General features: G+C 51.2%; 26 protein-coding genes. 14 read left to right on the forward strand and 12 right to left on the reverse strand.

Annotated elements, in window-relative coordinates:
* Positions 1–366: 366 nt before the first annotated feature.
* The 4 genes from IC230_RS32755 (at position 367) to IC230_RS32770 (ending at position 3,672) form a co-directional block, all read left to right on the forward strand.
* The gene (locus tag IC230_RS32755; RefSeq protein ID WP_191043311.1) at positions 367–984 is read left to right on the forward strand and encodes a hypothetical protein; all 618 of its coding nucleotides are present in this window, start codon (positions 367–369) and stop codon (positions 982–984) included.
* An 86-nt stretch (positions 985–1,070) separates the two neighbouring features.
* Positions 1,071–1,625 (forward strand): RNA polymerase sigma factor, encoded by a 555-nt coding sequence (locus IC230_RS32760; protein ID WP_191043312.1) that lies wholly within the window; start codon positions 1,071–1,073, stop codon positions 1,623–1,625.
* A gap of 1,252 nt (positions 1,626–2,877) precedes the next feature.
* Complete coding sequence (locus IC230_RS32765) at positions 2,878–3,195, forward strand: LytTR family DNA-binding domain-containing protein (protein WP_191043313.1); 318 nt, start codon at positions 2,878–2,880, stop codon at positions 3,193–3,195.
* A gap of 129 nt (positions 3,196–3,324) precedes the next feature.
* The gene (locus tag IC230_RS32770; RefSeq protein WP_191043314.1) at positions 3,325–3,672 is read left to right on the forward strand and encodes a hypothetical protein; all 348 of its coding nucleotides are present in this window, start codon (positions 3,325–3,327) and stop codon (positions 3,670–3,672) included.
* Between the two features lie 232 nt (positions 3,673–3,904).
* On the opposite strand, the gene IC230_RS32775 is transcribed toward IC230_RS32770, so the two are convergent.
* On the reverse strand, positions 3,905–4,834 hold the full coding sequence (locus IC230_RS32775; protein ID WP_191043315.1) for a hypothetical protein: 930 nt from the start codon (positions 4,832–4,834) through the stop codon (positions 3,905–3,907).
* Positions 4,835–5,153: 319 nt separating this feature from the next.
* Positions 5,154–5,528, reverse strand: coding sequence for a hypothetical protein (locus IC230_RS32780; RefSeq protein ID WP_191043316.1), 375 nt, complete (start codon positions 5,526–5,528; stop codon positions 5,154–5,156).
* A gap of 700 nt (positions 5,529–6,228) precedes the next feature.
* On the opposite strand from IC230_RS32780, the gene IC230_RS32785 reads away from it, so the two are divergent.
* Positions 6,229–7,845, forward strand: a complete 1,617-nt coding sequence (locus IC230_RS32785; RefSeq protein ID WP_191043317.1) for a PKD domain-containing protein — start codon at positions 6,229–6,231, stop codon at positions 7,843–7,845.
* 140 nt (positions 7,846–7,985) lie between these two features.
* Here the strand turns inward: IC230_RS32785 and IC230_RS32790 are convergent, their stop codons facing one another.
* From IC230_RS32790 to IC230_RS34940, 3 genes are all read right to left on the reverse strand, one after another.
* Positions 7,986–8,126, reverse strand: coding sequence for a hypothetical protein (locus IC230_RS32790; RefSeq protein ID WP_191043318.1), 141 nt, complete (start codon positions 8,124–8,126; stop codon positions 7,986–7,988).
* A 135-nt stretch (positions 8,127–8,261) separates the two neighbouring features.
* A complete protein-coding gene (locus tag IC230_RS34935; protein ID WP_317171886.1) occupies positions 8,262–8,615 on the reverse strand; it encodes a recombinase family protein in 354 nt (117 codons plus the stop codon).
* A complete protein-coding gene (locus IC230_RS34940; RefSeq protein ID WP_317171887.1) occupies positions 8,566–8,844 on the reverse strand; it encodes a recombinase family protein in 279 nt (92 codons plus the stop codon). The genes IC230_RS34935 and IC230_RS34940 overlap by 50 nt, the downstream gene beginning before the upstream one ends.
* Positions 8,845–9,217: 373 nt before the next feature.
* Here IC230_RS34940 and IC230_RS32800 point away from each other — a divergent pair, with 373 nt between their 5' ends.
* Positions 9,218–9,748, forward strand: a complete 531-nt coding sequence (locus IC230_RS32800) for an antitoxin Xre-like helix-turn-helix domain-containing protein (RefSeq protein WP_191043319.1) — start codon at positions 9,218–9,220, stop codon at positions 9,746–9,748.
* Positions 9,749–9,752: 4 nt separating this feature from the next.
* The gene (locus IC230_RS32805) at positions 9,753–10,220 is read left to right on the forward strand and encodes an RES family NAD+ phosphorylase (RefSeq protein ID WP_191043320.1); all 468 of its coding nucleotides are present in this window, start codon (positions 9,753–9,755) and stop codon (positions 10,218–10,220) included.
* Between the two features lie 371 nt (positions 10,221–10,591).
* Here the strand turns inward: IC230_RS32805 and IC230_RS32810 are convergent, their stop codons facing one another.
* On the reverse strand, positions 10,592–11,068 hold the full coding sequence (locus tag IC230_RS32810; RefSeq protein WP_317171888.1) for a response regulator: 477 nt from the start codon (positions 11,066–11,068) through the stop codon (positions 10,592–10,594).
* Positions 11,069–11,435: 367 nt separating this feature from the next.
* Here IC230_RS32810 and IC230_RS32815 point away from each other — a divergent pair, with 367 nt between their 5' ends.
* The 3 genes from IC230_RS32815 (at position 11,436) to IC230_RS32825 (ending at position 13,445) form a co-directional block, all read left to right on the forward strand.
* Entirely contained in the window at positions 11,436–11,852 is a 417-nt protein-coding gene (locus tag IC230_RS32815; RefSeq protein ID WP_191043322.1) for a YtxH domain-containing protein, read from the forward strand.
* Between the two features lie 180 nt (positions 11,853–12,032).
* On the forward strand, positions 12,033–12,779 hold the full coding sequence (locus IC230_RS32820; protein WP_191043323.1) for a hypothetical protein: 747 nt from the start codon (positions 12,033–12,035) through the stop codon (positions 12,777–12,779).
* A gap of 24 nt (positions 12,780–12,803) precedes the next feature.
* Positions 12,804–13,445, forward strand: coding sequence for an LEA type 2 family protein (locus IC230_RS32825; RefSeq protein WP_191043324.1), 642 nt, complete (start codon positions 12,804–12,806; stop codon positions 13,443–13,445).
* A gap of 309 nt (positions 13,446–13,754) precedes the next feature.
* Here the strand turns inward: IC230_RS32825 and IC230_RS32830 are convergent, their stop codons facing one another.
* Together IC230_RS32830 and IC230_RS32835 are read right to left on the reverse strand one after the other, a co-directional pair.
* Positions 13,755–16,268: an ABC transporter permease gene (locus tag IC230_RS32830; protein WP_191043325.1), complete on the reverse strand. Its 2,514-nt coding sequence runs from the start codon at positions 16,266–16,268 to the stop codon at positions 13,755–13,757.
* Between the two features lie 169 nt (positions 16,269–16,437).
* Positions 16,438–17,004 carry a recombinase family protein gene (locus IC230_RS32835; protein ID WP_191043326.1) on the reverse strand — a complete coding sequence of 189 codons (567 nt, stop codon included), beginning with the start codon at positions 17,002–17,004 and terminating at the stop codon, positions 16,438–16,440.
* Positions 17,005–17,279: 275 nt separating this feature from the next.
* Between IC230_RS32835 and IC230_RS32840 the strand changes: the two genes are divergently transcribed.
* Together IC230_RS32840 and IC230_RS32845 are read left to right on the forward strand one after the other, a co-directional pair.
* Positions 17,280–17,708: an antitoxin Xre/MbcA/ParS toxin-binding domain-containing protein gene (locus IC230_RS32840; RefSeq protein ID WP_191043327.1), complete on the forward strand. Its 429-nt coding sequence runs from the start codon at positions 17,280–17,282 to the stop codon at positions 17,706–17,708.
* A 3-nt stretch (positions 17,709–17,711) separates the two neighbouring features.
* The gene (locus IC230_RS32845; RefSeq protein WP_191043328.1) at positions 17,712–18,179 is read left to right on the forward strand and encodes an RES family NAD+ phosphorylase; all 468 of its coding nucleotides are present in this window, start codon (positions 17,712–17,714) and stop codon (positions 18,177–18,179) included.
* A gap of 443 nt (positions 18,180–18,622) precedes the next feature.
* Here IC230_RS32845 and IC230_RS34715 read toward each other — a convergent pair whose 3' ends face one another.
* The 3 genes from IC230_RS34715 to IC230_RS32855 form a co-directional block, all read right to left on the reverse strand.
* Positions 18,623–19,231, reverse strand: a complete 609-nt coding sequence (locus IC230_RS34715; protein ID WP_317171889.1) for a choice-of-anchor Q domain-containing protein — start codon at positions 19,229–19,231, stop codon at positions 18,623–18,625.
* Positions 19,161–22,865 (reverse strand): choice-of-anchor Q domain-containing protein, encoded by a 3,705-nt coding sequence (locus IC230_RS32850; RefSeq protein ID WP_191043329.1) that lies wholly within the window; start codon positions 22,863–22,865, stop codon positions 19,161–19,163. The genes IC230_RS34715 and IC230_RS32850 overlap by 71 nt, the downstream gene beginning before the upstream one ends.
* A gap of 257 nt (positions 22,866–23,122) precedes the next feature.
* Complete coding sequence (locus tag IC230_RS32855; protein ID WP_191043330.1) at positions 23,123–23,368, reverse strand: helix-turn-helix domain-containing protein; 246 nt, start codon at positions 23,366–23,368, stop codon at positions 23,123–23,125.
* 806 nt (positions 23,369–24,174) lie between these two features.
* Here IC230_RS32855 and IC230_RS34310 point away from each other — a divergent pair.
* Positions 24,175–25,131 (forward strand): TonB-dependent receptor, encoded by a 957-nt coding sequence (locus IC230_RS34310; protein ID WP_223861006.1) that lies wholly within the window; start codon positions 24,175–24,177, stop codon positions 25,129–25,131.
* Between the two features lie 116 nt (positions 25,132–25,247).
* On the opposite strand, the gene IC230_RS34315 is transcribed toward IC230_RS34310, so the two are convergent.
* A complete protein-coding gene (locus IC230_RS34315) occupies positions 25,248–25,415 on the reverse strand; it encodes a hypothetical protein (RefSeq protein ID WP_223861007.1) in 168 nt (55 codons plus the stop codon).
* On the opposite strand from IC230_RS34315, the gene IC230_RS34320 reads away from it, so the two are divergent.
* The coding region (locus tag IC230_RS34320; RefSeq protein WP_262893206.1) for an outer membrane beta-barrel family protein at positions 25,392–25,810 on the forward strand (419 nt) is incomplete at its 3' end. The two genes, IC230_RS34315 and IC230_RS34320, sit on opposite strands and share 24 nt — an antisense overlap.

A 25,810-nucleotide genomic window follows, 5' to 3' on the forward strand; every position in this document is an offset into this window, starting at 1 on the left:
TACCCTACTCGATACCAACAAACGTATCTAGGGGGCTTCCTACATCCCTACGATTGGATGGCAGCCGGTTCAGCCGATGGCCGCTTAGCGGTGCGCGCCAACCGGCCGCGACGGCGCGCGACGAGCGGTACCGTGCCCATGCCAATCTTCCATCAACTCTATCATGCTGCTCCCCTTAAAAGTTGATCCAACTCTTAACGGCTGGCATCGATCTCAATCGGCCCTTTGCTCCCTAAATCGCTTAGTACTCCAACCACCGGTTTGGTGGAGGCTCCCACTAAACGCGTTAACCCCTTTTGGCAGAAGCTCTTTGTAAATCTGTTGATGGCGGCTTTTGCGTACATAGTATGGACTAAACGCAAGAGCATGAAAACGATAACTCAACTGTTTGACCGGTTTGACCAACTCGATACGGCCATCAATCGCTGGTTAGTGGCCCATAGTATTGCCTTGCTGCGAATCTCCCTGGGACTGGTTTTCCTGGGGTTCGGCGTCTTAAAGTTTTTTCCCGGCATCAGTCCCATTGAGGAGTTGGCCACCCGAACCACCACTCTGTTAACGGTGGGCCTATTTTCAGGCCATCGGGCGATGGATTTTGTGGCAGCACTGGAATGTGTCATTGGCGTTTGTTTCCTGACGGGTCGCTTTCTGCGGGTGGGCGTCTGGCTGATGGGGGCTCAGATGATTGGGGCCATGTCGCCCTTACTGCTCTTCTCGACCGAGCTCTTCCCCGGACCGCTCCACGCCCCTTCTTTAGCCGCTCAGTACATCATCAAGGATATTATTTTAATCGCAGCCGGCATGGTGATTGCCTCGACCTGGACTGGAGCCCGCATCGTCGCTCAACCCCAGAGCCTACGCAGTACGCTGCCCCGACGCCTACCCAAAGTTGAGCGCAGCTTTTCGCTCAGTCCATCCACCATCCACCTCGGGAGCAATGGCGGGAAAAACTACCGCTTAGTTACTTTATTGCAGAAACATTAACTTATCCGACCTGCACAAAACCTTTCCCAAAATACCGGGTTTAATACCCTAGCCAACAAGCGGTCATCGTCCTCTCGCGCATCAAAGTGACTACCCTTCCCCTCAACCAGCCGCAAGCTGTCCCTACCCGTCAATTCGTGCAAGCCGCTGCCTTGGCTACCCTGTACACGACTTACTCGCCCTCGTTGTTGAGGTTACTGATCAACTTGGTGGGCGACCCGGAACGGGCCGAAGATTTGCTTCACGATACGTTTATAAAGATTTCGACGCATCTACACCGCTACGATGCCGATCAGGGCGGGCTTTACAACTGGTTCGCCACCATGGCCCGGAACGTGGCGATGGATGAGCTACGAAGCCGTACGATTCGACGGGAGGCCGCTACGTATATCCGTGAGCGGGAGAGCGATTGTCTTTATCCGCTCGCCCCGGAAAGACTACAAACCGAGCAGGTTTACCCGCTTTTGCCGGCTAAGTATGGACAGGTTTTGGAACTGATCTACACCCGTGGCTTGACGCATCCGGAGATTGCCCAGGAGCTTGGTTTACCACTAGGAACTGTAAAAACCCGGTGTCGGGTGGGTCTTCAAAAACTGCAACAATTTTTCAGGCAAGATATTCATCACTACCGGAGGAGTTAAGGGCCAGGTTTGTTGGCCAGACCACCGGCAGCCTGCCTGGGCTTTATGATGACCACTCCCAGCCTGAAATAGGTACAAGGCAATGGTAGGTCAGCTTCGCCCCGAAATCAGCACGCGCCATCTAAACGGATTCGGCCAACCAGTTACCCAAGGTAGCCACCTTAGCTTCCGGATGAGTCTCATTGTCCAGGAGGCCGATTACTACCGATCGGATTGAGCTGGAAAAAAAATAGGAACCTCAACCGCCGGGTTCCTATTTTTATGGACCACTCTACTAATACCGGCAAGGGTGAACGAAGTGCCGATACCGTTGGATAGATACGATATTGAGTAAGCGGTGGATTTATCGACAAGTGTATTGATAAGCCAAACATGGGTTCGAGCGGATTCCGAGCCTTTGACTCACAAACAGCCACTTCCCAACCGGGCCGTGGCTGTCGCGTATCCAACTAATAACATTCTATGAGCATGCCGTCTTAATATTAACTCTTCCCACAGGGATAGTAATAGCCTATTCATTAAACGGTAGCCATTCCCGCTTCTATCCACACTATTGTAAGCATAAGCTTACCTAGTGCTCAAATGTACGCCAAACGGGCTTGTTTGGACTTTTGTCTATCCTTTTCACTCTATCCAAGTTACGTAGGGTACAAAAAAGGTACTGATATAGAATGCCCCCTCAACAAAAAAACCAGCCTGACAGAATCCGGCTGGTTTGTGAATTATAATGTACATAGTAATGGTTATACAAATATAACGTGTTTGTCTTATGAAGTTAATATACTATATATACTTATTGATTTATCAGATCAATGGTCTGTTGATTATTCACAAATCAGTTAACTAGTCATACCCGGTTTGAACAAGTGGTCAATTTACGTGTAGCTACTCGATCCGAGCGATTATATACCTCAAAAAAATAGGAGCCCATCAACCGAGGCTCCTATTTTAGTTTCTGCGTCAACAGTGATTGCGCTAGTTGTGCGCAATAATTCAACTCTCTAAGCCCTATTTGGTTACCCTGCCTAGTTACCCTGCCAAGAAGCCTATTGACTAAGCGGCAACAATTGGTGTAACTACACATATCAATCTGATTGGCAAGATTTCACCTGTCAGTAGAAAGCCCCGCCAATCACTTGAGCAAGGCTTTTTTGTATACTCTGACGCTTAGGCGTTGCCAACTAATCATACATAGCCAAGACCAAATCCAGATGTGCTCATATAACGTAAGTCTAGGTTCATCAACGCAACTATGGATACGATTAATTTGCCTGGTTTTTCTAGACCTGTCCTGCTGAATGATATTCTTTGGCTAAAAGGGGAGGCTACCTATACCCGGATTTATTACAAGGATGGCAGCTATGCCATGGTCACCAAGCCACTCAACTATTTTGGCCAGTATGCTTCTTTCATCCGGGTGCACCGTTCGGACATCGTTAATTCAATGTATATACACGGAATAGTGAAAGACAAAGGCCGATCGATGAAGCTTCAGCTTTCGACGGGTGATCTAATAGGCGTATCGCGTGTTTATCATCAACTCATCAGTGATATGTTCTCCAGCAAATGATTGACCTGGGGAGGCCAAGAGCCAGACGTGAGCAAAGTGGCATTAAAATGAGATTATTTTTAAACATCTTCAGCTAGAGGGGCGGTTAGATACGAACTGGTTTGACTAACCCGCCAGTTTCCTAACGCTATGAAAAAAGTCATCATCATGGGAGCATTGCTACTGGGCGTAGCCGCTTTCAGCGCTCAGGCGCAAACACCTAACCCCGGTACGAGTGGGACTGGAAACGGAACCAATGGCTCCTCAACGCTGAGCGGGTCGACCCAGTCCGCTACGAGTGGATCAAACACAGACCGAATGAAAAGCTCGGGCAATAAGGGCTCTAAAATGAATTCGGGTACGATGCACAAAAGCTCGACCAACATGGACAACAGTTCAACCTCGGGCCAGTCGGGCACAATGCCTTCCGACAAGACCAGCGGTCGCAAAATGAAGAGTGGTAGTGGCAGCTCAGGCAGCAGTTCAGCGAAGCCTTAGAAGCGGAGTTAAATGTCTTATTTGTTAGAAAGTCGGCTTGCTCAAGTGGCCGACTTTTTGTTTGTTTAACCACATAAATAATCCTGTTTCAATAGCCAAGCGTTTGCGCTTAGCCACACGAAGCTGTTGTTCTACTTTCGCAAGTAGAAAGCCCCGCAAATCGAACTTCTGAGCGTCAAATAAAAAGTCCGCCCAATCACGACGGGTCTTTGTGGATGATTTGCCTTGAAAATTAATCCTGGTAGTCAATCCGAATGCCTAATAAATTAAAGTAATCATTGGCTGAATCGGCTGCGCCTGTTGCTCGTTGAATAAATAGCAACAGAACCTCGCTATTGGCGCTATACGGTAAGAAACTTAAAGTAATGGTTTTCTTCATTACTCCATTTGGCGTAGAACTTGCCTGAAACGGGAAAAAAATGCCTCCATAATTAGGTATACCGTTAGTTGATGAAATAACATCATTCAGGCTCCTGAACCTTCCCCCTACTAACATATAAAATACGCCCGAGGTGGTCGCCGATTGGTAGTAAAAGGTCACCTGAAAAGGCGTAGTGCCATTCCAATCGGCCGGAATAGGTATTTGGGTTTTGAGTTGTTGATTGCCCTCCTCACTAAAACCAATGACCGGGTTTGCCCTCTCAGCAATTGCTGCTTTTACTGGGGGATTGCCATTCTGCTCAGCGCTAACATCAATGCTTCCCAGATCTAAAATGATAGAACGCGTTCTGGAAGCCGGTTTTTGCCAACTGGCATTCGTGCCGTTTGTGGTCAATAGCTTACCCGCATTACCGCTTTGATCTGGCAATAAGGCCTTGAGGGCAGCGTTAGCGGTGGTGGCTCCGGTTCCTCCGTTGGCAATGGGTAGAACGCCCGTAGGGGTGCCTACTTTAACAAAGGCGGCTCCATCATAAAACCAAAAGCCCCGATTGTCCGCTTCGTCTATGTAGATCATTAACCCTTTGTGGTCGGTAGCATTCAGGGTTGGCAAGCTATTGGCGTTTGCCTGGGCCAACGTAGCATACTGCGGAATAAGCACTCCGCTATTGGCGCTGGTTACTTGTAGAGTAGCTTTCGGATTAGTGGTGCCGATGCCCACCTGAGCGAAGCCAACCGAACCAGCGATAAACAGAAAACAGTTTAGCAGGAGGAAATACTTCATGAATTGACCTCTGTTCTATGGGAAGATTATGCATGGAAAGCTAAGCACTTTGGCTATTATACCGGAGGAAATGTATGCCAAGGCGTCAATTTGGTATGTCAATGGTCTAATTTGGTAGGTAAGCGCTGACAGTAGAAAGCCCCGCAAATCGAATTAATGAGCCCTTAAAAGCCGATCCATGAAAACACAACTACTTTACGTCTTGTCCCTGCTGAGTTTGACGGATTGCTCCTCTGATCCGATGCAACAGAAGTACACCCACGAGAAAGGCATGGACCCGGTTGTTAACGCTGATCCGGCTATTGATCCAAGAGTTGTTTCAGATATATGGGAAGCAAAAAACTACAATGACCGGCACGGAATAATGAATGCGGGAAAGACGTTCGCAGAACTTGCAGATACTGGCATAGGCATAGCCTTTGACAGCCCCGCCCGCAACGATCATAAGTCCACCGGCTATTTGGTGCATTGCTCCGGGAGCCAACGTGATACCAAACGTTAACGGTGCTGCTGCCAAAAGGGCAGCACTGGCAAAAAGCAGAGCAGCGCCTAACTGAATAAGCCAGTCGCCCAGCATATCTAAAATTATTTTGAGTCCGGCTTTCAGTGGATCTTTACCCTGACCGATGGATTCACCAATAGACGAAAGCAGACCGACAGCCGACTGTTTGAGCACCCCTTGCCCGGCCTCCATCGCGTCCGCTATTAGGGTCCGTTTGCCGTTGCGGTGCGCAACGGCAAACGGACCCTAATTAACTCCTAGATCGTCCAAGCCCATTGATACTAGTGTATCGATGAGTGAGTTCATCTGGTCTTGGCTCTAACTAGGGATACTGTCTAGGCGTTTAGTCTGCAAATAATAGAGTAAGCGGTTTAATTCAATCAGCAGCCCACTATCCCTATTGAACGCATCTGCTTGCCACCTGGATGAGACTAAATCCGTTAACATCTACTGAGCAATAGCTAAATGACGAGTTAGCATTTGCTGAAACGTTTTTTGCTTCAGCTCAGGTTTCTGACTTTCTAGCACATCAATGGTGCAGTGAATAATGCTGTGTTCACACCTTAGATCATGAACCAGCTGTCGTAACTCTTCTTCCATGATCCATATAAATAGCTGGGAGATTTTCTCTAAACACGACCAGTCGGAGAAAGTTATTATTTACAGCAGCTGGCCAACAGATGACGCCTTTGAGAACCAGCTTTTATCCTATTAAACCCAGCCTTTGCTGAGAATTCGTAGCAGCAACTCGATTGCCGATAAAGTTAATAGCTGTCAAAATCAATCAGTAACATACGTTAACCCTGTTACCTTTTAATCTTGATGGGTATTTATGTAGATGAATCATACAGGTTAAACTCAATCTCTATTTTTTCTCCATAATACGACTTATATGAACTATCTGAAACGATTTACCTTACTGGTGTGCTTATTGGGCCTGCTAGTGGATTGCAAGAACGGAGCACCCGTAGACGGGATACAACCCCCTACGGTTCCTACGGCTTCCTTCACCGTAACCAACGATGGTTGCATAGCCCCCTGTGCACCGACCTTCACCAGTACCTCCCCAAACGCCACCTCCTATGTTTGGGAGATCGACGGCAGTCGTGTATCGACCGATGCCACTTTCACGCGGCAGTTTACTACGGCAGGTACATATACCGTTAAATTCACAGCGGCCAACAGTGTTGGTATCAACAGTAGCCAGAAGACGATAACGATCAATAAACCGGCAACTCCGGTGGTTAATAAAGTGTGGGATAAAACCTTTGGTGGCAAAGACAATGATGGTCCACGCTCGATGGTAGCTACCTCAGACGGCGGTTTTCTGGTAGGGGGCTCTTCTAGCTCTGGTCAAGACGGCAATAAGTCCGATCCCAAACGAGGACAAAATGATATGTGGGTAGTGAAGATCGATGGAAATGGAAACAAACTCTGGGATAAAACATTCGGCGGCACTGGTAGTGATGCCCTATCCACTATATTGGCCACATCGGATGGTGGGTTTCTACTGGGGGGCAATTCTGATTCCGGTCAGGAGGGTAATAAGTCCGCTTTAAACAAAGGAGATTCTGATATGTGGTTGGTGAAGATTGATGGAAGTGGCAATAAACTCTGGGATAAAACCTTCGGCGGCAGGAATTCAGATTATCTATCCGCTATGGTGGCCACCTCGGATGGGGGTTTTCTACTGGGCGGTGATTCTTTCTCCGACCAGATTTTCGATAAGTCCGATCCTAACCGAGGACGCTTTGATTACTGGGTGGTGAAGATCGATATGAGTGGGACCAAATTGTGGGATAAAACCTTTGGCGGCAGTGCTAATGAAAGTCTGTACTCTATGGTAGCTACCTCAGATGGGGGCTTTCTGCTGGGGGGCGATTCTAGCTCCGGTCAGGATGGCAATAAGTCCGATCCCAATCGAGGGGGAGGAGGTTCTGATATGTGGTTGGTGAAGATTGACAGGAATGGGACCAAATTGTGGGATAAAACCTTTGGCGGCAGTGCCGATGATTACCTGTACACTATGGTAGCCACCTCGGATGGGGGAGTTCTATTGGGTGGCCTTTCTAAATCCGGTCAGGATGGCAATAAGTCCGATCCTAACCGAGGACAAGGTGATATGTGGTTGGTAAAGATCGATGGGAATGGGACTAAATTGTGGGATAAAACCTTTGGCGGTAGTTCCAGTGATGAACTACGTTCTCTGGTAGCCACCTCAGATGGGGGGTTTCTGCTGGGGGGTACTTCCGGCCCCACTCAGGATGGTAATAAGTCCGATCTCTACCGAGGAGCTAGTGATTACTGGTTGGTGAGGATCGATGGTGGTGGCAATAAACTCTGGGATAAAACCTTTGGCGGTGGTAGCAATGATATAATGTATTCACTGTTAGTCACTTCGGACGGAGGCTTTTCGCTAGCGGGTACTTCTAGATCCGATCAGGATGGCGATAAGTTCGATCCCTACCGAGGAGGAGATTATGATTACTGGGTAGTGAAGGTCAAATAACTAAATTTCTCACAATCAGCATTCACATCAAAGTCAATTTGCTTTATAATGCCAATTGCTTTGCAACAAAAAAGGGAGACCAGTTAAGTCTCCCTTTTTTGTTGCAAAGCAATATTCTCAAGAATTCAGAACATTAAGGATTATGGGTTGGCCGATGTGTTCGATGATGCGCTGGTCGACTCGGGTGGGAATACCTGTTTACCTTTCGGTTTCCAGCCTATCTCTGCTTTTATCTCCTTAATCCACAATTCAACTACCTCAATTGAAACACCGTTGTACATCGTTGAAAATCTTGGTTGCCAACTATAGCTTGTATTTAAATTTCGATGTTTCAGGTGTTTAAGTATTCAGGCAAGTTTTAGCCTAAATCAATAGTCAAATACGTCGAACAGAACACCCATTTTATAAAGCAACCGTTATGTTACTTCTTGCCAAGATAAGTATCGGTAAACTGTCGCTCGGCTTAGGTGAAACAACTGACCAATCTCTAAAATCGTATGGGTTTTAAGAGTATGCATCGACTTCACGGCCCGTGCCTTTGTTTGGGCTTCGGCCGAGAGTCCTTTTGGTCGTCCGCCGATGCGTCCCCTAGCACGTGCCGCCGCCAAACCGGCTTTAGTTCGTTCGCGGATCATATCTCGTTCGAACTCAGCCAGCGACGCAAACAGATTAAACACTAATCGTCCTTGAGCGGTCGTAGTATCAATGGCGTCATTCAAACTACGAAATCCGATCGCTCCGGCGACCCGGTCCTTTAATTTGAAAGTCATTGGTCAATGTAAATAGCTCTTTTAGTGATCTACCTAGCCGATCCAGTTTCCAAACTATAATTGTATCTCCTTCTCGAAGGACCTCTAATAGCTTTTGAAGTTGCGGTCGTACTTTGGCTGAAGACACCTTTTCTTGAAATATTTTCTGACAACCTGCTTTTTTGAGGTCATCCAACTGGAGAGCTAGGTTCTGATCCTGAGTAGACACGCGTGCATATCCAAATAGCATAGTAGTACTTCAAAAAGGTTTGATGAATAAATCATGGTTTTTATGAAGATGCAATAGCCTGATTATGAGTTGAATTTTCATTAAAAACCATCTTCTTTCACCACGCTCCAGAAGTAGATCATAAAACCTATTTGTCACAAAGGAGCATCTTTTTTGAGATTGGGATACCGGTAACGATAACTACTTATTTGAGGAATATTGTTAGGTGAAGTCATGCCTAGCCACCCCGCCTTCATCTATTCTCGTTGACTAAACGAGGTATAATTAAAACATACAGATTAACATGTTTGAGTTGTATGTAGGGTGAGAAACTTTTAGTGCAAATTTGCCATTTATAATGTGTAGTTTTGCACTATACATTCATACCTAGCTTATGCAAGCGGTTCTGCCAGTTACCAGCCTTATTAGCCAAGCCCGACAAGGTGTCTTGCGCCGACGCGTCGATGAAGTCGCTCGCCTGGTGGGACTCACCGATAAAGAGATGGCCCGTATCCTGAACATGTCCATCAGAGGCCTGCATGGCAAAGCCACGGCGACACGATTGAGTTTGGCCGCTAGTGAACGACTCTTATTGCTGGAGCGACTCGTCCAGCGAGGCCTTTCCGTCTTTGACGGACGAGCCGACCTGCTGGTTCGTTGGTTACGTACGCCACTGGCTGAATTGGCCTACCGTCCAGAGACGGACTTGAATCTTGAACTAATCGCCCCTGGCTCCCTTCGAGATATGGGGAGCTTTAGTCAACCCATTGAGCAGACTACTCAGCCAGCTATCAAAGAAACGCCCCTTGCGTTGTCTAATGACTCAGTGGTAGCCCAATCTCCTCTAGCTGTACTGGATACGGTATCAGGTTTCTCACTGGCCGAAGATGTACTGGGTCGCATCGAGTGGGGCCTAGTAGGGTAAGACAATGGACGTCTATCGTATTAACAAAGAGCCTTACCATCAGGAGCCATTATCCGTTGTGGGAAGCCATCGACATGGGGGCCGCTGGAATCCCAAAGGTATGGGAATCCTGTATACCAGTCGTACACCCGAACTGGCTCTGCTGGAAACATTAGTGCATTTACCTCCCTTAACTTTAGCCGAACTGCCTCAACTGTGGTTAAGTAGGCTGCGTTTGCCTGTCGAAGCTGACAGTATTTTTTGGCTTGATCCGAGCAAGCTACCGGCTTATTGGAAGAGTGGTACTTTAGGCGAAACCCAAACGATCCTAACCGAATGGTTGCAAGCCCCATTTTGCTTAGCCATAGCGGTACCATCGGTCATCTTGGAGATGTCGTACAATCTCTTGTTGCACCCCCAACATGCTTCCTTTGCGGAAGTGGAGGTCATTGGTCAATCTCCCATACCACTCGATAGTCGACTGCGTAAATGAGCGTTTGTTGAGAATAATCAGATTGACGCCGAAGACTGACTGCTTCGTGAAGGACTATCTCTATAAATACTCATCATAAATGCAACGATCATAAATTACTCATCTCATTTTGGGGTGCGTTAAAAGGGACAGACCTATCACGCTCAACTGGAAATCTGAATTGAACCCCTTTGCCTCGGCTGGGAAACGGTCTAAGGCTTTAGTTTTACAAGGGTGTGACTAAAACAGAGGTCGCACACAGTCCATCGGAGCGGTGCGAGGGAAATCCTGCCTTCACAGACAGCAGGGTTTTTTAGTATACCAGCCCCAGTGAGAGAAAGCTGACCCAAGGCGGTGACAAGTTGAGTAGGCGCGTCACGATCTAACCCTGACTAGCCAGTCAAGCCCGCCAACCACCAAAGACGAATCCGTTGCGCAACGCTAACCAGGCCGGCATAGCTAGTGGGTTTGGTGATCAATGCCTCTGCTCCCAATTCCTTGGCCCGTTCTTGATCGGCGGCCGCTTGGGAGGTCGTCAGGATGAACACCGGAATCGATTGATACCGGGCCGATTGCTTGAGCTGGGCCAGCACTTCAAAACCATTCATCCGGGGCATATTCAAATCCAGCAGCATGACCGAGGGCAAAGCCTCCAGTGAACCAAATAACTCAAAAGCTTGCTGGCCACTTGCCACGGCATACACCTGGGTAGCGGGCAAATCGGTTTGGAAAGCTTTTTGTGTCAAAAACCGGTCGTCATCATCATCATCAATAACAAATATAGAAAGAGTTGGCGGCAAGCTCATTAAATGTGGGTGGGCAGTAATTGATAGAGTAAATATACTCAGGCATACGATATAACTGTTCATTTAGATTTCCCCGATTACGTATAAATCTAATCCTTTCTAATCCTTATTATTAGCCTTACGTGACAGTGCCATAACGAAATCACAAGTCCTAATTACCTGGTGATGAGTCCATATCCAGACAGCTCGTCAGCAACGATCACGGAAAAGCAGAAATCAACAGGTTGAGCAATCAGATACCCGAATTTGAGTACAATCACCTACATATATTTAGTGTTTTTACTCAATCATCGTGCAACTATGCAGTTGATTACCAATAAATTATATGTATATACATCAATTGGCACAGTTTTTAGTGCTACACATCGCTGAGTTGGCTACTCTAGCTTGCCGACCAGTCTATATTTTCCCAACTAACCCCGTTCCAAGCATGCATTTTCAACGACGTAAGTATCCACATGACTCCATCGCTGACCATCCGTATCTGGCAGGCCTGTTAACTGGGATGGTCGCCGGTTTGACGGTTGGTTTTCTATTTGCTCCCCGGTCCGGTAAAGAACTGCGCAAACAGATCGTGGGCACAGTCAACGACCAGACCAAAGACCTTCAGCACCAATGGGATAAGACCAGCTGGCAAGCCAAGCAGACCATTAACACAATCAAAACCAACGTGGGCCTGGCGGCTGATGAAGCCGAGGACGAGTTTGGCCGATACGTCGATCGAGCTAGGCAGCAGGCTCACAAGGCCGAAAAAGAGGCCGACGAAGCATTGAAAGAAGCCGACCGTCTGGCCAGGGAGGCCAAGTCGTCCATCGATACGTTTAAAGATACCCGCAAGCTCGGTTAATGAATGTTTCGACATTGATTAGTGCTTCTACTCGACCCAACCCTCTTGATCATCAAGGCCGGATCGACCCATCCCAGATTGAGTTAGATTAATTGTAACCCACCCTGTTAGCTGGTTGGTAACCGATGGCTATCAATCAAGCGAGATTCACTTTACTACCCGTCAATTTTTGCATCAGCTATGGGAAATATACTTGCCCGATTATTACTGTTCGTCCTGCCATTTAGCTCACCCTTCATGAGCCAGGGACAGGACTCCCTTACCACGGGCAGGCCTTTCCAGGCTAGCCACACGGTATTTGCTGGCGTACAAATTCCTCTCAACTACACGCTGGGCTACCGCTACCAGTTTAGCAGGCGCTTATCCGTTCAGGCGCAGGGTGGTCTGATCGCAGCCCCCTTCGAGCAATATACACTCAAGCTCCTGGAAGGCTTTGGGCTGGACCCAGACCTCAGCCGGGTCATTGATCGTTCGTTCAGGCAGGGTAGCTCCGTGAGCCTGGGCGTCACGGTTCATGCCAACTCACCCTGGTATGGCACGCTATATGGCCAGTACATTCATTTTTCAGCGGGACCGATCACACCGGCTGATGGCCTGGGAATTTATTTCAACCAAGATTTTTCCGGTTTTAACCTGCTCAATTCACCATCTTTTGTCTTCAACCTACAGTCGAACCTCTGGGTTGCCGGTCTGCGGGTAGGGCGCTCGTTCCAGTTTGCCGACTCCCGTTTTGGCCTTAATACAGAGCTGGGACTGGGAAAAATTCTGACCACGAAAAACACGTTCTCGTCGAACCGGTCAGCCGTCGATGCCCTCGGCGTTACCCAGCGGCTATACGGCAATCTGGACAACGAGATCGACACCAAGCTTGGTCAGTATGGTTATTTGCCGACGCTTAACGTACTTCTCACCTATCGCTTGAACTAGTCAACACTATACGCACGTACAACTATGCGACACATTATTACAGCAATCCTGTTAGTCACCGCACCCCTGCTATTTTCCCGGTGCGGCATCAACCGGCAGGTTCAGCAGGCCAAAGGCTTGAGCAAAAGCAACTACGCCATCCTCTCGGCCGACAACATGACCATTGCCGGGTATGACATTCGGGAATTCAAAGACATGCGGGGGCTGGAAGACGTCAATCCACTTAACTACCCCCGAATTGCCGCTGGCCTGGTCAGTCACGATGTTCCCTTCCGGACGAACCTCAACGTAGAGATCACGAACCCGACCAACGACGTAGCAGCCATCAATCAGTTCGACTACAAGTTATTACTGGCTGGCAATGAACTGGCTTCGGGTACGGTCAATCAGCGGGTCGAAGTACCGGCAGGTGGCAAAACGATCGTCCCCATACCCGTAAACGCGAACGCGTACAGCCTGATCAGCAGTTCATCGACACGGAACGCATTTGTCGATCTGGTTCGTAGCCTGGCCGGCAGCGATCAGGTTTCCCCGTCCCGGGTTACACTTAAAATAAAGCCAACGTTGCTGCTTGGCAACAAGGAGGTTAAATACCCCGGCTATATTGACATCGACAAGGAGATTACCCGGGATATGCTTTCCCCAAGCAACAAACCAGCACCGTAGCCAACGCACGAAGGACTGAATTCTGAGTCCTAACCCGACAAGCGACACTAAAACGGCGCGAGTCGCGTATGGCCATAGATGAGGAATGACCACCAACTTGTCTAGCTTGCGCTGTCGGGGCCTAGTGCTTTGGTAAATCATAGGCTGCTCCGGCTATTTGGCTCAAATGCTTAGTTGATACCAGCCAGCCCGGGAACACTATCTTATCTAGCGACAAATAGCCTCATCGTCTCAATTGGGAGCGTATTACGAGATTAAGGCAAATGTTATTTATCTGCTTACCCCTCGTCTACATGGCTGACTAAATCACTATTCATACCGCAAAGCCCGCACTGGATTCGTACGAGCCAGCCGGATCGCATGATAGCTCGTGGTTAGACTAGCAATCAAAAAGGCTATGATGCCAGCCAGTATAAATTCGCCAGGGCCAATCGAAATATGGTAGGCAAAATCCTGTAACCAGCGCTGCATCGTAAACCAAGCCAGTGGACTCGCTAACAGAATGGACAAGCTAACTAACAAGATAAATTGCCTAGATAGCAGGTAAATTAGGCTATACGACCCAGCACCCATTACTTTACGAACCCCTATTTCCTTCGTTCGCTGAGCGGTGGCAAAAGAGGACAGACCGAATAAACCCAAGCAGGCTACGACAATCGTTAGCAGACTGAAATAGGTAAAGATCCTAACCAGGCGTTGTTCTTGACGGTATTGCTGAGCAAAGGTTGCATCCAGAAACGTAACCTCAAACGCATGATCCGGCAAGATTTGTTTCCATTGGCTTTCGACTAAGTTAAGCTGATCCTTTAGCGCGCCGGTGGATAAACGTACCAGCACTTTTTCAGGCCCTTGCCAGGCATTGTTTTGCAAGACCATCGGCTCGATTGGCTGTTGGGGGGACTGAAAATGGAAATTCTTGACGACCCCGACCACCCGCCCGCGCCATGTTTCTGCGCCAAGTGGGCCTTGACTGATGCTCTTACCGATGGCGGCTTCTACTTTCCACCCCATCTTGCTCACCAATGCTTCATTGACGAGTACCTCATGGACTACTTCACCGTACTTAACGCTACTCATTCTGGCATCGACGACATTCCTACCGGCGAGTAGGGGAATACCCAATACAGTCAGGTAGTTTTCATCTACGTCGATGGATCGTTGGGGCAGTGGTAGCATTTTTCCGTCTCTTTCCAGATTGAACGCGGACAGATTCATTTCCTGGCTAGGTAGCGAATGGGAGCCGATTAGCGCTACACTCTGTACATACGCTAAGCCGGATAGTGCCTTTTGTAAGGAGGCTGTAGTGCCAGTATTAACGGCTTCCTGGGGAATATCTAACACTAATACCTGTCCCCCTTGAAAGCCCAAATTCTTCTGTTGCAGATAGTGCAATTGCTTATAGACGACCAGTGTGCCAATGATGATGGTAATCGAAATCGTAAACTGGAGCACCACTAGCAACTGACTGATTTGTGCTCGGGCAGATTTGCTGCCCGCACCAAGTTTGCCCTTTAGTGCCGTTACGGGTTGGAGAGAAGCCAGGTAGAAAGCGGGATAGCTCCCGGCTAGAACACCCACGATGACAAAAATAGCGCCCAGCAGGCCCCCCATCGGCCAAGTCAGCAGGGAGGAAAGCGTGAAGTGCATATCCGTTATCTGGTTATAAACGGGTAATAACAGCGTTACCAGTAGCAGCGAGAGCACAATGGCTAGGCCGGTCAACAGTAAAGACTCGCTCAGAAATTGAATCAGCACCTGGAAGCGAGCGGCTCCAATCGCTTTGCGAACGCCCACTTCCCGGCTTCGCCCAACGGATTGAGCCAGAGAAAGATTGATATAATTGATGGAGGCAATCAGCAACAGAAACCCGGCTACCAGCGAGAAGATCAGTAAGTAGGATTGATTGGCTTTGGGTGTATCAAAGAGTTTAGATTCCTCCAAGTGAATGTCCCTCAGATTTTCTAAGACAAAAGTTATATGGCCACCCCGTTTGGCAAAGTCCGCCTGAATGGGCTGAGCGACTTGGGCCAGTTTTGGGGAAAAGTCGCTACCACTAGCGGTCTGTTTAAACAACACGTAGCTACTACACCACGCCTGCTTCTCTAGTTTCCCAGGCTCTTGGGCAATCAGTACCTGGAAGGGCATATCGGTGTTGGAGGGGATGTCGCGCAGCACGCCTGTGATCTGATAGCTATTGCCCCCTGACTGGAGCAGTTGACCAACGACCCCTTTGCCCTGGTTCCAGTCGTTACCAAACAATCGCCGGGCTACTCCTTCCGTCATGACGAGCGATCCGGGGCGAACTAAGGCCGTTTTGGGATCACCTGTCAACAGGGGATAGGTAAAGACGGTCAAAAAGGTTGGATCATACACGGTGTACACCTGATCCAGACTAATTACACGTGGCGCTTTAGGGGTTGGCTGAGCGGCCAGCTTAAAGGAAACGTGGCCAAGATTGGCTTGCAGTCGAATGACCTCTTCGACCTCGGGATAGTCGGCCTTTAGCTGCTGGCCAATAAAGTTAGGAGCCCAAGCCGTATGACTTTCTTTTCCATCGACGGTCAATTGAGTCGTTAACTGGAAGATGCGGTTGGCCTTGAGGTGGTAATTATCATAACTAAGTTCATGCTGCACATACAGCATAATCAGCACACAACTGGTTACACTGACGATTAATCCGAGCAGATTAATAAATGAAGCCAGTTTCTGGCGCTTTACACTGCGCCAAGCACTTTTGACGTAATTATTAAGCATGCTATTGGTGAAGCGATTGAGTTTAGCTGCTGGCCCAACGAAGCGGTTGCCATTCGGAGAAGGGATCATGGTACAGATCGGTCATGGTTTTAGGACTATGAGTATAGATGTTATTTTGCGAAAAAATCCATAACTCGTATTTTCTTCCAGACTTGGCAAGCTGACGTTGAACCGCTCAATAGCTCGGGTGATCGCCTAAACTATTGTCTCTTTTAATGCCCAATTTATGAAGCAACTTTTACTTTATCTCTTGCCAAGCTAAGTAGCGGTAAACTGTCGCTCGGCTTAGGTGAAACAACTGACCAATCTCTAAAATCGTATGGGTTTTAAGAGAATAAATCGACTTCACAGCCCGTGCTTTCGTTTGGGCTTCGGGCGTGAGTCCTTTTGGTCGCCCGCCGATGCGTCCCCTAGCTCGTGCGGCAGCTAAACCGGCTTTGGTCCGTTCCCGAATTAAATCTCGTTCAAATTCAGCTAATGAAGCAAACAGGTTGAACACCAAGCGGCCTTGAGCGGTGGTGGTATCAATCGCATCATTTAAACTACGGAAGCCAATTCCTTTGGCTTGAAAGTCGTTGACCAGTGTGAAGAGTTCTTTTAATGACCTACCCAGTCGGTCAAGTTTCCAAACAATGACCATATCATCTTCTCGTAGCATTTCCAGTAACTTTCGTAACTGGGGCCTCTCTTTAGCTGAGGAAACTCTCTCTTGGAAGATTTTTTGATAACCTGCTTTTTTCAGGTCATCCAATTGCAAGTTCAAGTTCTGATCTTGGGTCGAAACATGGGCGTAGCCGAATAGCATACTATTATTTCAATATAGAAAAGGGAGCGAGTCTGAACTAACAGCGGCTAACCATATACTTCGTAAGTGAATCAGTAGGGGTGGAGCCAATTAAAAGCCATGACTTTAGCTATAGTTTCTTATGAAGATGCGACTAACAATCCGTCAGTTGCATCTTCATAAGAAACTATCATTTTGCTGTACGCTCGCTATCACATGCTATCAGGCTGGCCAAGCATACGGCGAATTTGATCGAGTGAACTTTTATAGTTAGTTTAGTGTAAAAATTCATTCCTATGGCCATCTCTTTGCCTTTCTTACCGCCTAATCAAGCCCTGTTACCCCGGCTCATGACCGAACAGGAGATTATCACTCGTAGTCGGCAAGGCGTGCTACGAGCGGAAGCTGACCGCGTAGCAAGGTTAGTTGGCTTAACCGACAAAGAAATGGCGATTGCTTTAGACTTATCAGCTTCATACCTGCATCGGCTGAAAGTTGATCAACGCATTAGTCAGGATGCCTCCGAGCGACTGCTGCTGCTAGAGAACTTACTTCTACACATGTTAGATACCTTTGAAGGACGTGCTTCAACTGCTCTCAACTGGTTGCGCGCCCCCTTACGTGAACTTGACTACCAAACACCCCTTCAGACACTAGATACTGTTACGGGCTATACTTTGGTGAATCGGGTACTGGGCCGTATTGACTATGGCATCTTCGGATAAGCGATGGCTGTTGTGTATCGAGTGGTGCGTCAGAAGTATGCCGCCCAACCCCTAGATGTTACCGGCACATGGCTCAACGGAGGCCGGTGGAATCCGCCGGGTGTCGGCATTCTTTATACGGCAGAACATTCGGCACTCGCGTTGGTGGAAATCTTAGTGCATATGCCCCAGGTGCCTTATGATGAGTTACCCACCTATCGGTTGTTGAGTCTGGAGTTACCCCCTGATAGTCAGCGCGTATTGAATGCGACTCAGCTACCGCCTTATTGGCAGGAAAACACTTACAACCGTAGTCAGCATCTTCTGGCTGACTGGTTAGCCAAACCGGATGTGTTAGCCTTAGGTGTACCCTCCTCGGTTATGCCTGATGGCATCAACTACTTATTGCATCCGGCCCATAGCAGCTACGCATCAATACGGGTGATTGACGAGAAGCCATTAGTAATTGACCCTCGCCTTTGGTCGAAGTAGGCAAAAGGAACAGTAATCCACTTTGTCTCAAGTAGGAGCCTTTTTATAAGACGGTAATCTTTTACTAGTTGTTCAATACAATCCGTCACATACGCCACTAACCGGGAAACTTAGTCGGCTACCGTGACCTAAAGAACCCAGCCGGGAAAACCAGGTAGTCAACTGGTAAAAACAAAAACCCCTACGCGTCAGGTTGGAGAACCGCTACGTAGGGGACGCGTGGACAAGGTTACCAATCAAGCCCACCGGGGTAAAGGTAAGCCCATTCTAAACAACATCTGGTCTACATGCCCAAACACCACTCAACCTCCCAGGGGGTTCTATGCCGCTTAATCGTCTCGGGTGGGCGCGATTTGTGAGAATGCATTATGTGATGGTCTACGATCAATTACCAGGTTGGAATCATAGCCCTAACCTGGTAGTTGATCGTAGACCGTCGCTCTTTACTGCTGGAAATATTCGATCTTATCGGCGTCAGCGTTGTTGGTGGTGCGGGCTTCGGCCATGCCGCTGGGCAGCACAATAACACTCAGGTTGATCACACCTGTAGTGGCCCCCGGACGCAACACCCCCCTCAGGCCAACCGAGAGTTTATCCCCAGCCCCGATCACTTGACTGCTCGTCAGCACGTAATAATTCGGATCCGTCTCGCTAAACGTCCAGCCCTCGTTTTTCACCCCTCGCCCCCCGACAAAGGTTGCACTCTGGGGCCAGCTCAGAGTAACTTTAGCGTCTTTGGTCAGCTTGAGCGTCAGGCTGCCGCTGGTGGCCACGCCGTTCAGCTCCACCACATCCACCACCAGGGTAATGTCTGTTGTGCCAACGGCAATGGAAGGCCGGGCATAGAGAATGGGGGTCAGATCGGGGGGCAAGCTAAATTCATAGGCTCCCATGTCTATCGTCCCGTTCTGAATCCGGATCTGGCCCCCCAGGTCGGTGGCGGGGCCATTGGCCCCGGTGTAGGCGGCATTGCTGCCCGCATTAACGGCCGGGGAGTCTGCCTGGAGCTGAAAACGGAGCGGGCTGGCGAAGGGGGAGCTGCTGGCCGTCAAATTGCCCGAGCCCGAGCTGTAGCCGGTAGCGGTTGACTCGATCAGGCAATAGCTGGTGCGAATGACGAAGGTCGGGCTGTTGATGCTGGTCGCGAACGTAGTGGCTTCCCCATTGGCAAAGACAATACTGTTGACCAGACTGGGGTTGCTGGCCTGGTTGAGCAGCGCCCCGCCCCGGACCGCCGAGTTGCCGCTGAGCGTTACGTTGAGCAGGCTGATGTCCCCATTGTTGTTGGTGAACATACCCCCCCCCGTCGCTGGTCGCCGTGTTGTCACGGATGAGCCCATTGATCACCACGACCGTGCCCCGGCTGGTATAAATCCCCCCGCCGTAGTCGGCCGTGTTCCCGCTGAGGGTGCAGTTGATGAGCGTCAGGCTGCTGTAGGCGGTATAGAGCCCGCCCCCCTGGTAGGCCCGGTTCCCCGTCAGCAGGCAGTTGACCAGCCGCGGGCTGCCGTTCTCGATGCGGACCCCACCCCCACCACTATTGCCGTTGCCGCCCGTGATGAGGAAGCCCTCCAGCACGGCCGTGCCGTCCAGCCCGCTGTTGGTATTGCTAACGACCTGGTAGCTGTTGTCGGTGTTATCCCCCAGCTGGCCAATGTCGCCCGACAGGATGGTGGTGTAACTGGCCGGATTCCGATCCGTCAGCGGGGGCGTACCGGCGGGCGGAAAGCCGCCCAGGATGCTCACCCCGTTCTTCAGACTGAAGTGGTCGGTACGATCGGGGCCGGGGGTGTAGGTGCCAGCCGCCACCCAGACCTGGGTCACCCCGGGGGCGTTGACCTGGCTCTGCAAATCGCCCGCGGCACTGGCCCAGGAGGTGCCGTCCCCCGTCCCGTTCTGACGCACGTAGCGAATAGGCGGGGTGGGCAGGGCCTGATACTCATAAGGACCTAGATCAATGACGCCCCCCGACAGGCGACTCTGCCCCGCCAGATCGGTAGCGGGGCCACTAGCCGCCGTATAGGCGTCCGGGCTGCCCGCATTAACAGCGGGTGAGCCCGCCATGAGCCGGAAATTACCCCCGGCCGCATTCACGAACCGCGGATCACCCGTTAGGGTATTGGACCCGTTGTAGTTGGTGGCATCGGGCTCGATCAGGCAAAACGACGCGGTTAGACTACTGTTGCCATCTTCGTTGAGAAAGGCACTCGGTCCATCGTGATTCCACGAAATGCAGTTGGTTAGCGTCGGCCGGCTGTAATTCAGGTTGTCAATGGCTTTGCCTAAACTGGCCGTGTTGCCCCACAGCAGGCAATTGATCAGTTGGGGACTACTGAAGTTCACATTGTAGAGGCCGCCCCCGTTACCCAGGGCCTGGTTGGCCTGCACACTACAGTTGATCAGGGTGGGGCTGCTGTTGGTGTTGTACAGCCCGCCCCCGTTGCCCTGGGCCGTGTTCTGGCGCAGGATGCAATTGAGCAGCCGGGGGTTACTATTGCTGTTATAGAGGCCGCCCCCCAGGTTGTTGGTGCCGCTGCTGCCGTTGGCATAACCGCCGGTGATGATAAACCCATCCAGGATGGCCGTATGGTCAAGGTCCCTGTTCGTAATGACGTTGACCAAGACGTTGCCAGGGTTGGTGATCACCGTGGTGGTGGAGGAGGGCAGGTTCGCGGTCAGCGTGGTGGAGAAGGGCAGGTTCGTGAGGGGGTTGACCGAAGCCCGGTTCGCCGGGCTGCTCTCGGGCGTATCCGGGTTAAATCCGCCGTAAATGGCGACCCCGTTCCGCATTATAAAGGAGCCAGGGCTGGCCGAGCTGGTATAGCGCCCCCCGGCCACATAGACCTGATGCTGGCCCAGCTTGTTGATCATGGCCTGCAAGTCGCCCGCGGCATCGGTCCAGGACGAACCGTACCCCGTGCCGCCCACTTTTACGTAGCGGATGGGTAACTCCAGGTTCAAAAAGAAGCTCGTCGAGGTGAGCGCATTGCAGCCCGTCACGACCGCGAAGTAGACCCCTTCATCGGACAACTGCACATTGGTCAGGGTGAGCGTAGCCGACGTCTGGCCACTGACGGGGCTGTTGAGGTCGTTTTTGTACCACTGGTAGGTGGGGTTACTGCCGCTTACCCCCACCGTGGCCGTTACCGTACTGCTGGCCGTTACCGCACTGCCACTGGCGGGTTGCTGGAGGATACGAATGGGAAAGCCACCGGCGCTGCCTAGCCCCGCAAACTCATAGGCCCCCATGTCAATGGCGGAGTCAACAAGCCGGGGATTGCCCGCCAGATCGGTCGACCCGTTGGTATCGGTGGTCGCATTCGGGTCCCCCGCGTTGATGGCCGGGCTACAGGCTATGAGCGTAGCGTCGAAATAACTGACAAAGGGGTATGCATCCGTTGCCTCATCCAGTATCAGATTCCCCGTACCCTGGGGGGGCGGAATGGGAAAGCCATACCTGTCGGTGTTGGTTCTTTTCCCGAAGAGACAATAGCTAGCGTGCGCAGCCGTTGGCTCGAAAACAAACGTACCGCTGTTATAGATAATGCAATTGGTCAGCCAGATCGGGCCGGGGGACAAACCCTGGAGGCCGGTGCCGTGGAAAATGGCTGACGCAGTGCCCCCCCTATTAGCCGTGATGGTGCAGTTGGTCATCGTCAGGTTGCTCGCTTCATCATAGATACCGGCCCCTACCAGTCCAGCCGAATTGTCACGGATCAGAGAGTTGACAAAACGCGGGCTGCTGTAGTTGATGCTGGCCACCCCACCCCCTTGGTTGGCCGAGTTACCACTGATCACACAGTTGATCAGCAGGGGACTGCTTCGGTCGTTGTAGAGGCCCCCGCCCTGAACCACCGAAGCATTGTCGATGATGCGGCAATTGGTCAGCACCGGACTGCTGCTCTTATTGGTCATCCCACCGCCAGCACCAGAAAGTATCGCTATTGGGCCAGAAATAGTGTTCCCCTGGATGGTACAGTTGGTAAACTGAGGGCTGCTCGATTCATTATAGACCCCGCCCCCCTGGGTCCCCGTGTTCCCCTGGATCAGACAGTTCATAAAACGGGGACTGCTGTTGAGGTTGCAGATCCCCCCGCCTAGCCCCGTAGAAAGAGACACCAGTAGCTGGTTTGCTCCCCCACCTCCCGCCGTGATGACTACCCCATCCAGGACGGCCGTATGGTCAAGGCCCGTGTTATAGATGACATGCCTACTTTTAAGCCCAGGCCCTACCAAGCCGCCGGGAATAATGATGTCGCCCGAGAGAATGGTGGACGAGGGGCTACTGGTCGGCCGCTGGTCCAGGCGGGCTTCCTGGCCCGTAAAGCCCCCGTAGATGGCCACCCCATTTTTCATTCTGAACCCGTTGTCCTGATTCAACAAATTCAATACTTCTGTTGGCAGGTTTAATGTATCCAATAATGTATTCAAGACAAGGGGAATGACCTGTTTATAGGTGCCCCCGGCGATCCAGACCTGGTCGCCGGGATTACTGGCGTCGATGGCCCCCTGCAGGGCCGTGGTGGAGGCCGCCCAACTGGTGGCACTGGCCGGATCGGTGGCAGTACCCGTGGTAGAGACGTAGCGGATGGTCTGGGCCTGGCTAGGCCCGCCCAGGGCACTCAGGACAATAAGAACCAGTAGGGTTTTCACCCACGGGTTGAGTTCGTAAAACGATGGTTTCATAAAGGTACGCGTTGATTGAGTTGATTGAGTTGACGGGGGAGAAGGAGGTAAAAAACCGGCTGATCAAGTACGTACTGCTGTAACATAAGCGCTCACTAGTCTACCCGGTTCGGTAATAGCGAGCCGGAAGGGCAGCAGGTCTTCCCCCAGGCGCAAAGCTAGGGGCTCCCTACGACCTGGACGATAACAGATGTTACATGCCCCTATAACAGATGTTACATTTTGGCCTAAATCAGGCCGGGGAGCCCTTTTTTTTCTTATATCGGCCTATCCGTTGGCTGATTCCGAAAATCCGTGGGGGTCAGCCCGTATAACTCCCGGAAGCATTTGGCCAAGTAAGCCGGACTCTCGAAGCTCACCTGGTAAGCGGCATCGCTCACCCAACAGCCGGCCTGAAGCAGCCGGGTCGCTTGTTTCAAGCGGTAGTGGCGGAGCCATTCGGTGGCGGTGAGCCCATTCAGCGCTTTCACGTTTCGATACAGGTGCACCCGGCTCAGGCCCATGGCCTGGGCCAGTTCTTCCAGAAAGGCGGCCTCCCCATCCGACCCGATCGGCTGTAACTCGCCGGAAGCCGGATGGTCGGGCAGATCGGTGAAGGTAGGGCCCTGTTGGCGGCGGGGATCAAAGCGGCACCGTCCCTTTGGGGTTTAGGGACCGGCTGGGCTGGTAGGCTGATGAGTGGGGCCGTTACGCCCAATCACAGGCACAGCCCTGGCAAGGCCTGTCTGACCTAGGGGCATTGCCCCTGTTTGAGGTCTATAGGGGGGCTGATGAAAGCTTGACCTAGGTGGTCAGGCGTCAAACGTATTGGCCCGGTAGACCAGTACCTATACGGTGAGATTCACTGGCCAGGATGTTTGTCCCCCGGCCATGACAAAAATATAGTGGAAACAACCCGACCGCTGCCCGACCCATCCTAGGCCCGGACAAGCCGTCCGCCTGGCGGCCACTCGTCCAATACGCCCGACGATCAGGGTTCGTTGGCCCTTACTCGTATGTTACGGATAGTACCGCGGTGGCCGGTCCGCCGGTGCGGTACCGCTTGACAGTTATCAAAACGAGCTGCCCAATTAAACGCCCGAATTGGTGATACGGAAATTCAGCTTTGTCTCACAAGGGAGCATTTTTGTAAGACAGTTGTATAGGCAACATTTTTGTCGGGTACATTATGGCCAACCAGGTAGCGGCCAAAAGCCACAGCCGTCCGTAAAACCGGACGCCTATGTTAAACAATGTTAAGGCCTGAGCCAACTGCGTTCTTGAAGCCTATCTTTGGCCGCTCATCAACTAAGACGGCTCAGCCCCGTTCATGAAACACTTTTTCTGGCTTTTTCTACTCCTGACCGTAGCGGCTCACGCGCTGGCCCAATCGGGGGCCAACACGGGTGAGATCACCGGTTCGCTCACGGACTCCACGACGAACAAACCCATCCCCTATGCCACCGTTGCCCTGCTGAACGGCACCCAGCTCATCACCGGAACGACCACCGACAGCGCAGGCGCCTTCGTGCTAACGACCCTTCCCTTCGGGACGCATGCCCTTACCATCTCCTTTGTGGGCTACCGTAGTCAAACCCGACCCGTGGCCCTGACGGCCGAGGCCCCAACCCTAACCCTCGGTCCCATTAAGCTGGTCCCCGAAGGCAAGCTCCTGGGTGAGGTAACCGTGACGGGGCAAAAAGCCCTCATCGAAGATAAAGGCGACCGGCTGGTCTATAATGCCGAACAGGACATCTCCAACGCCGGTGGTACGGCCGCCGATGTGATGCGGAAAGTCCCCATGCTGGCCGTCGATGTGAGCGGCAACGTGCAGATGCGGGGGAGTGGTAACATCAAGGTATTAATCAACGGTAAACCCTCAGCCATGATGGCCCGTAACCTGGCCGATGCCCTGCGGCAAATGCCCGCCAACACCATCAAAGCCATCGAAGTGATTACGAGCCCGGGAGCCAAATACGACGCTGAAGGGTCAGCGGGCGTCATCAACATTATCACCAAAAAAGCCTTGCAGGGATTCAGCGGATCGGTCAGAGCGGCGGCCGGTGCCTATGACCGGGTGTACCGAACGGTAGGTGCCAGTCTGAACCTGCGTACTAAGAAAGTGGGGATGGCGCTGTCGCTGAACCCCAATCAGTTTCAGCAGATCAACAGCAGATCAACAGCAGTGAAACCAGCCGGACAACCTTCGTCAACGGGCTGCCGCTCAACACCCTTATTCAGCAGAGTTCGAGCAGCAACCTGTCGACCGCGGGCAATGGTGAACTGAGCATCGACTATGACCTGGATAGCACCAACCGGCTCAACGCAGCGGCCACCATCTGGGGGGGGGATTTTCCCAGCAACAGCGTCACGTATAACCGGCTGAGTGCACCCGACGGAACCCTACTCCAGCAATTTCGCAATGATGTCCGGTTCAGAAATCCGTACGGCAATGGGCAGATCGACCTGGGCTACACCAAAACATTTATCCCCAGAAAAGGCGTTGAGGGCACCCGGGAATTTTCGATTCTGACCCAGTACAGCCGGATGCCGGATAATTATTTCTACCATACGGACCGGTATAGTTCCGCTACCCTAGCCGACTACAGCCAGCTGGTGTATCGCCAGCACAGTAGCAATTATAGCCGCAACCAAGAATACACGGTTCAAACCGACTACACCCACCCCTTCACCCGCCGTACCCGCCGCGACACGACGGCCATCAAACTTGACCTGGGAGCCAAAGCCATTCTGCGTAACATCGGCAGCGAGTTTCGCGTCGATCAATCGGTCGATGGGGCGGGAGAGTTGGTGCCGGTGCGGGCTTTGTCGAACGATTTTGCCCACCGGCAACGGGTTTATTCGGGATACCTGGCCCTTACATTCAGTAATCGCCACAAGTGGAACCTGAATACGGGTCTGCGACTCGAACAAACGCTCATCGATGGTGATTTTCAGACCACCCA

Source organism: Spirosoma validum, from assembly GCF_014699035.1.
GTDB lineage: Bacteria > Bacteroidota > Bacteroidia > Cytophagales > Spirosomataceae > Spirosoma > Spirosoma validum.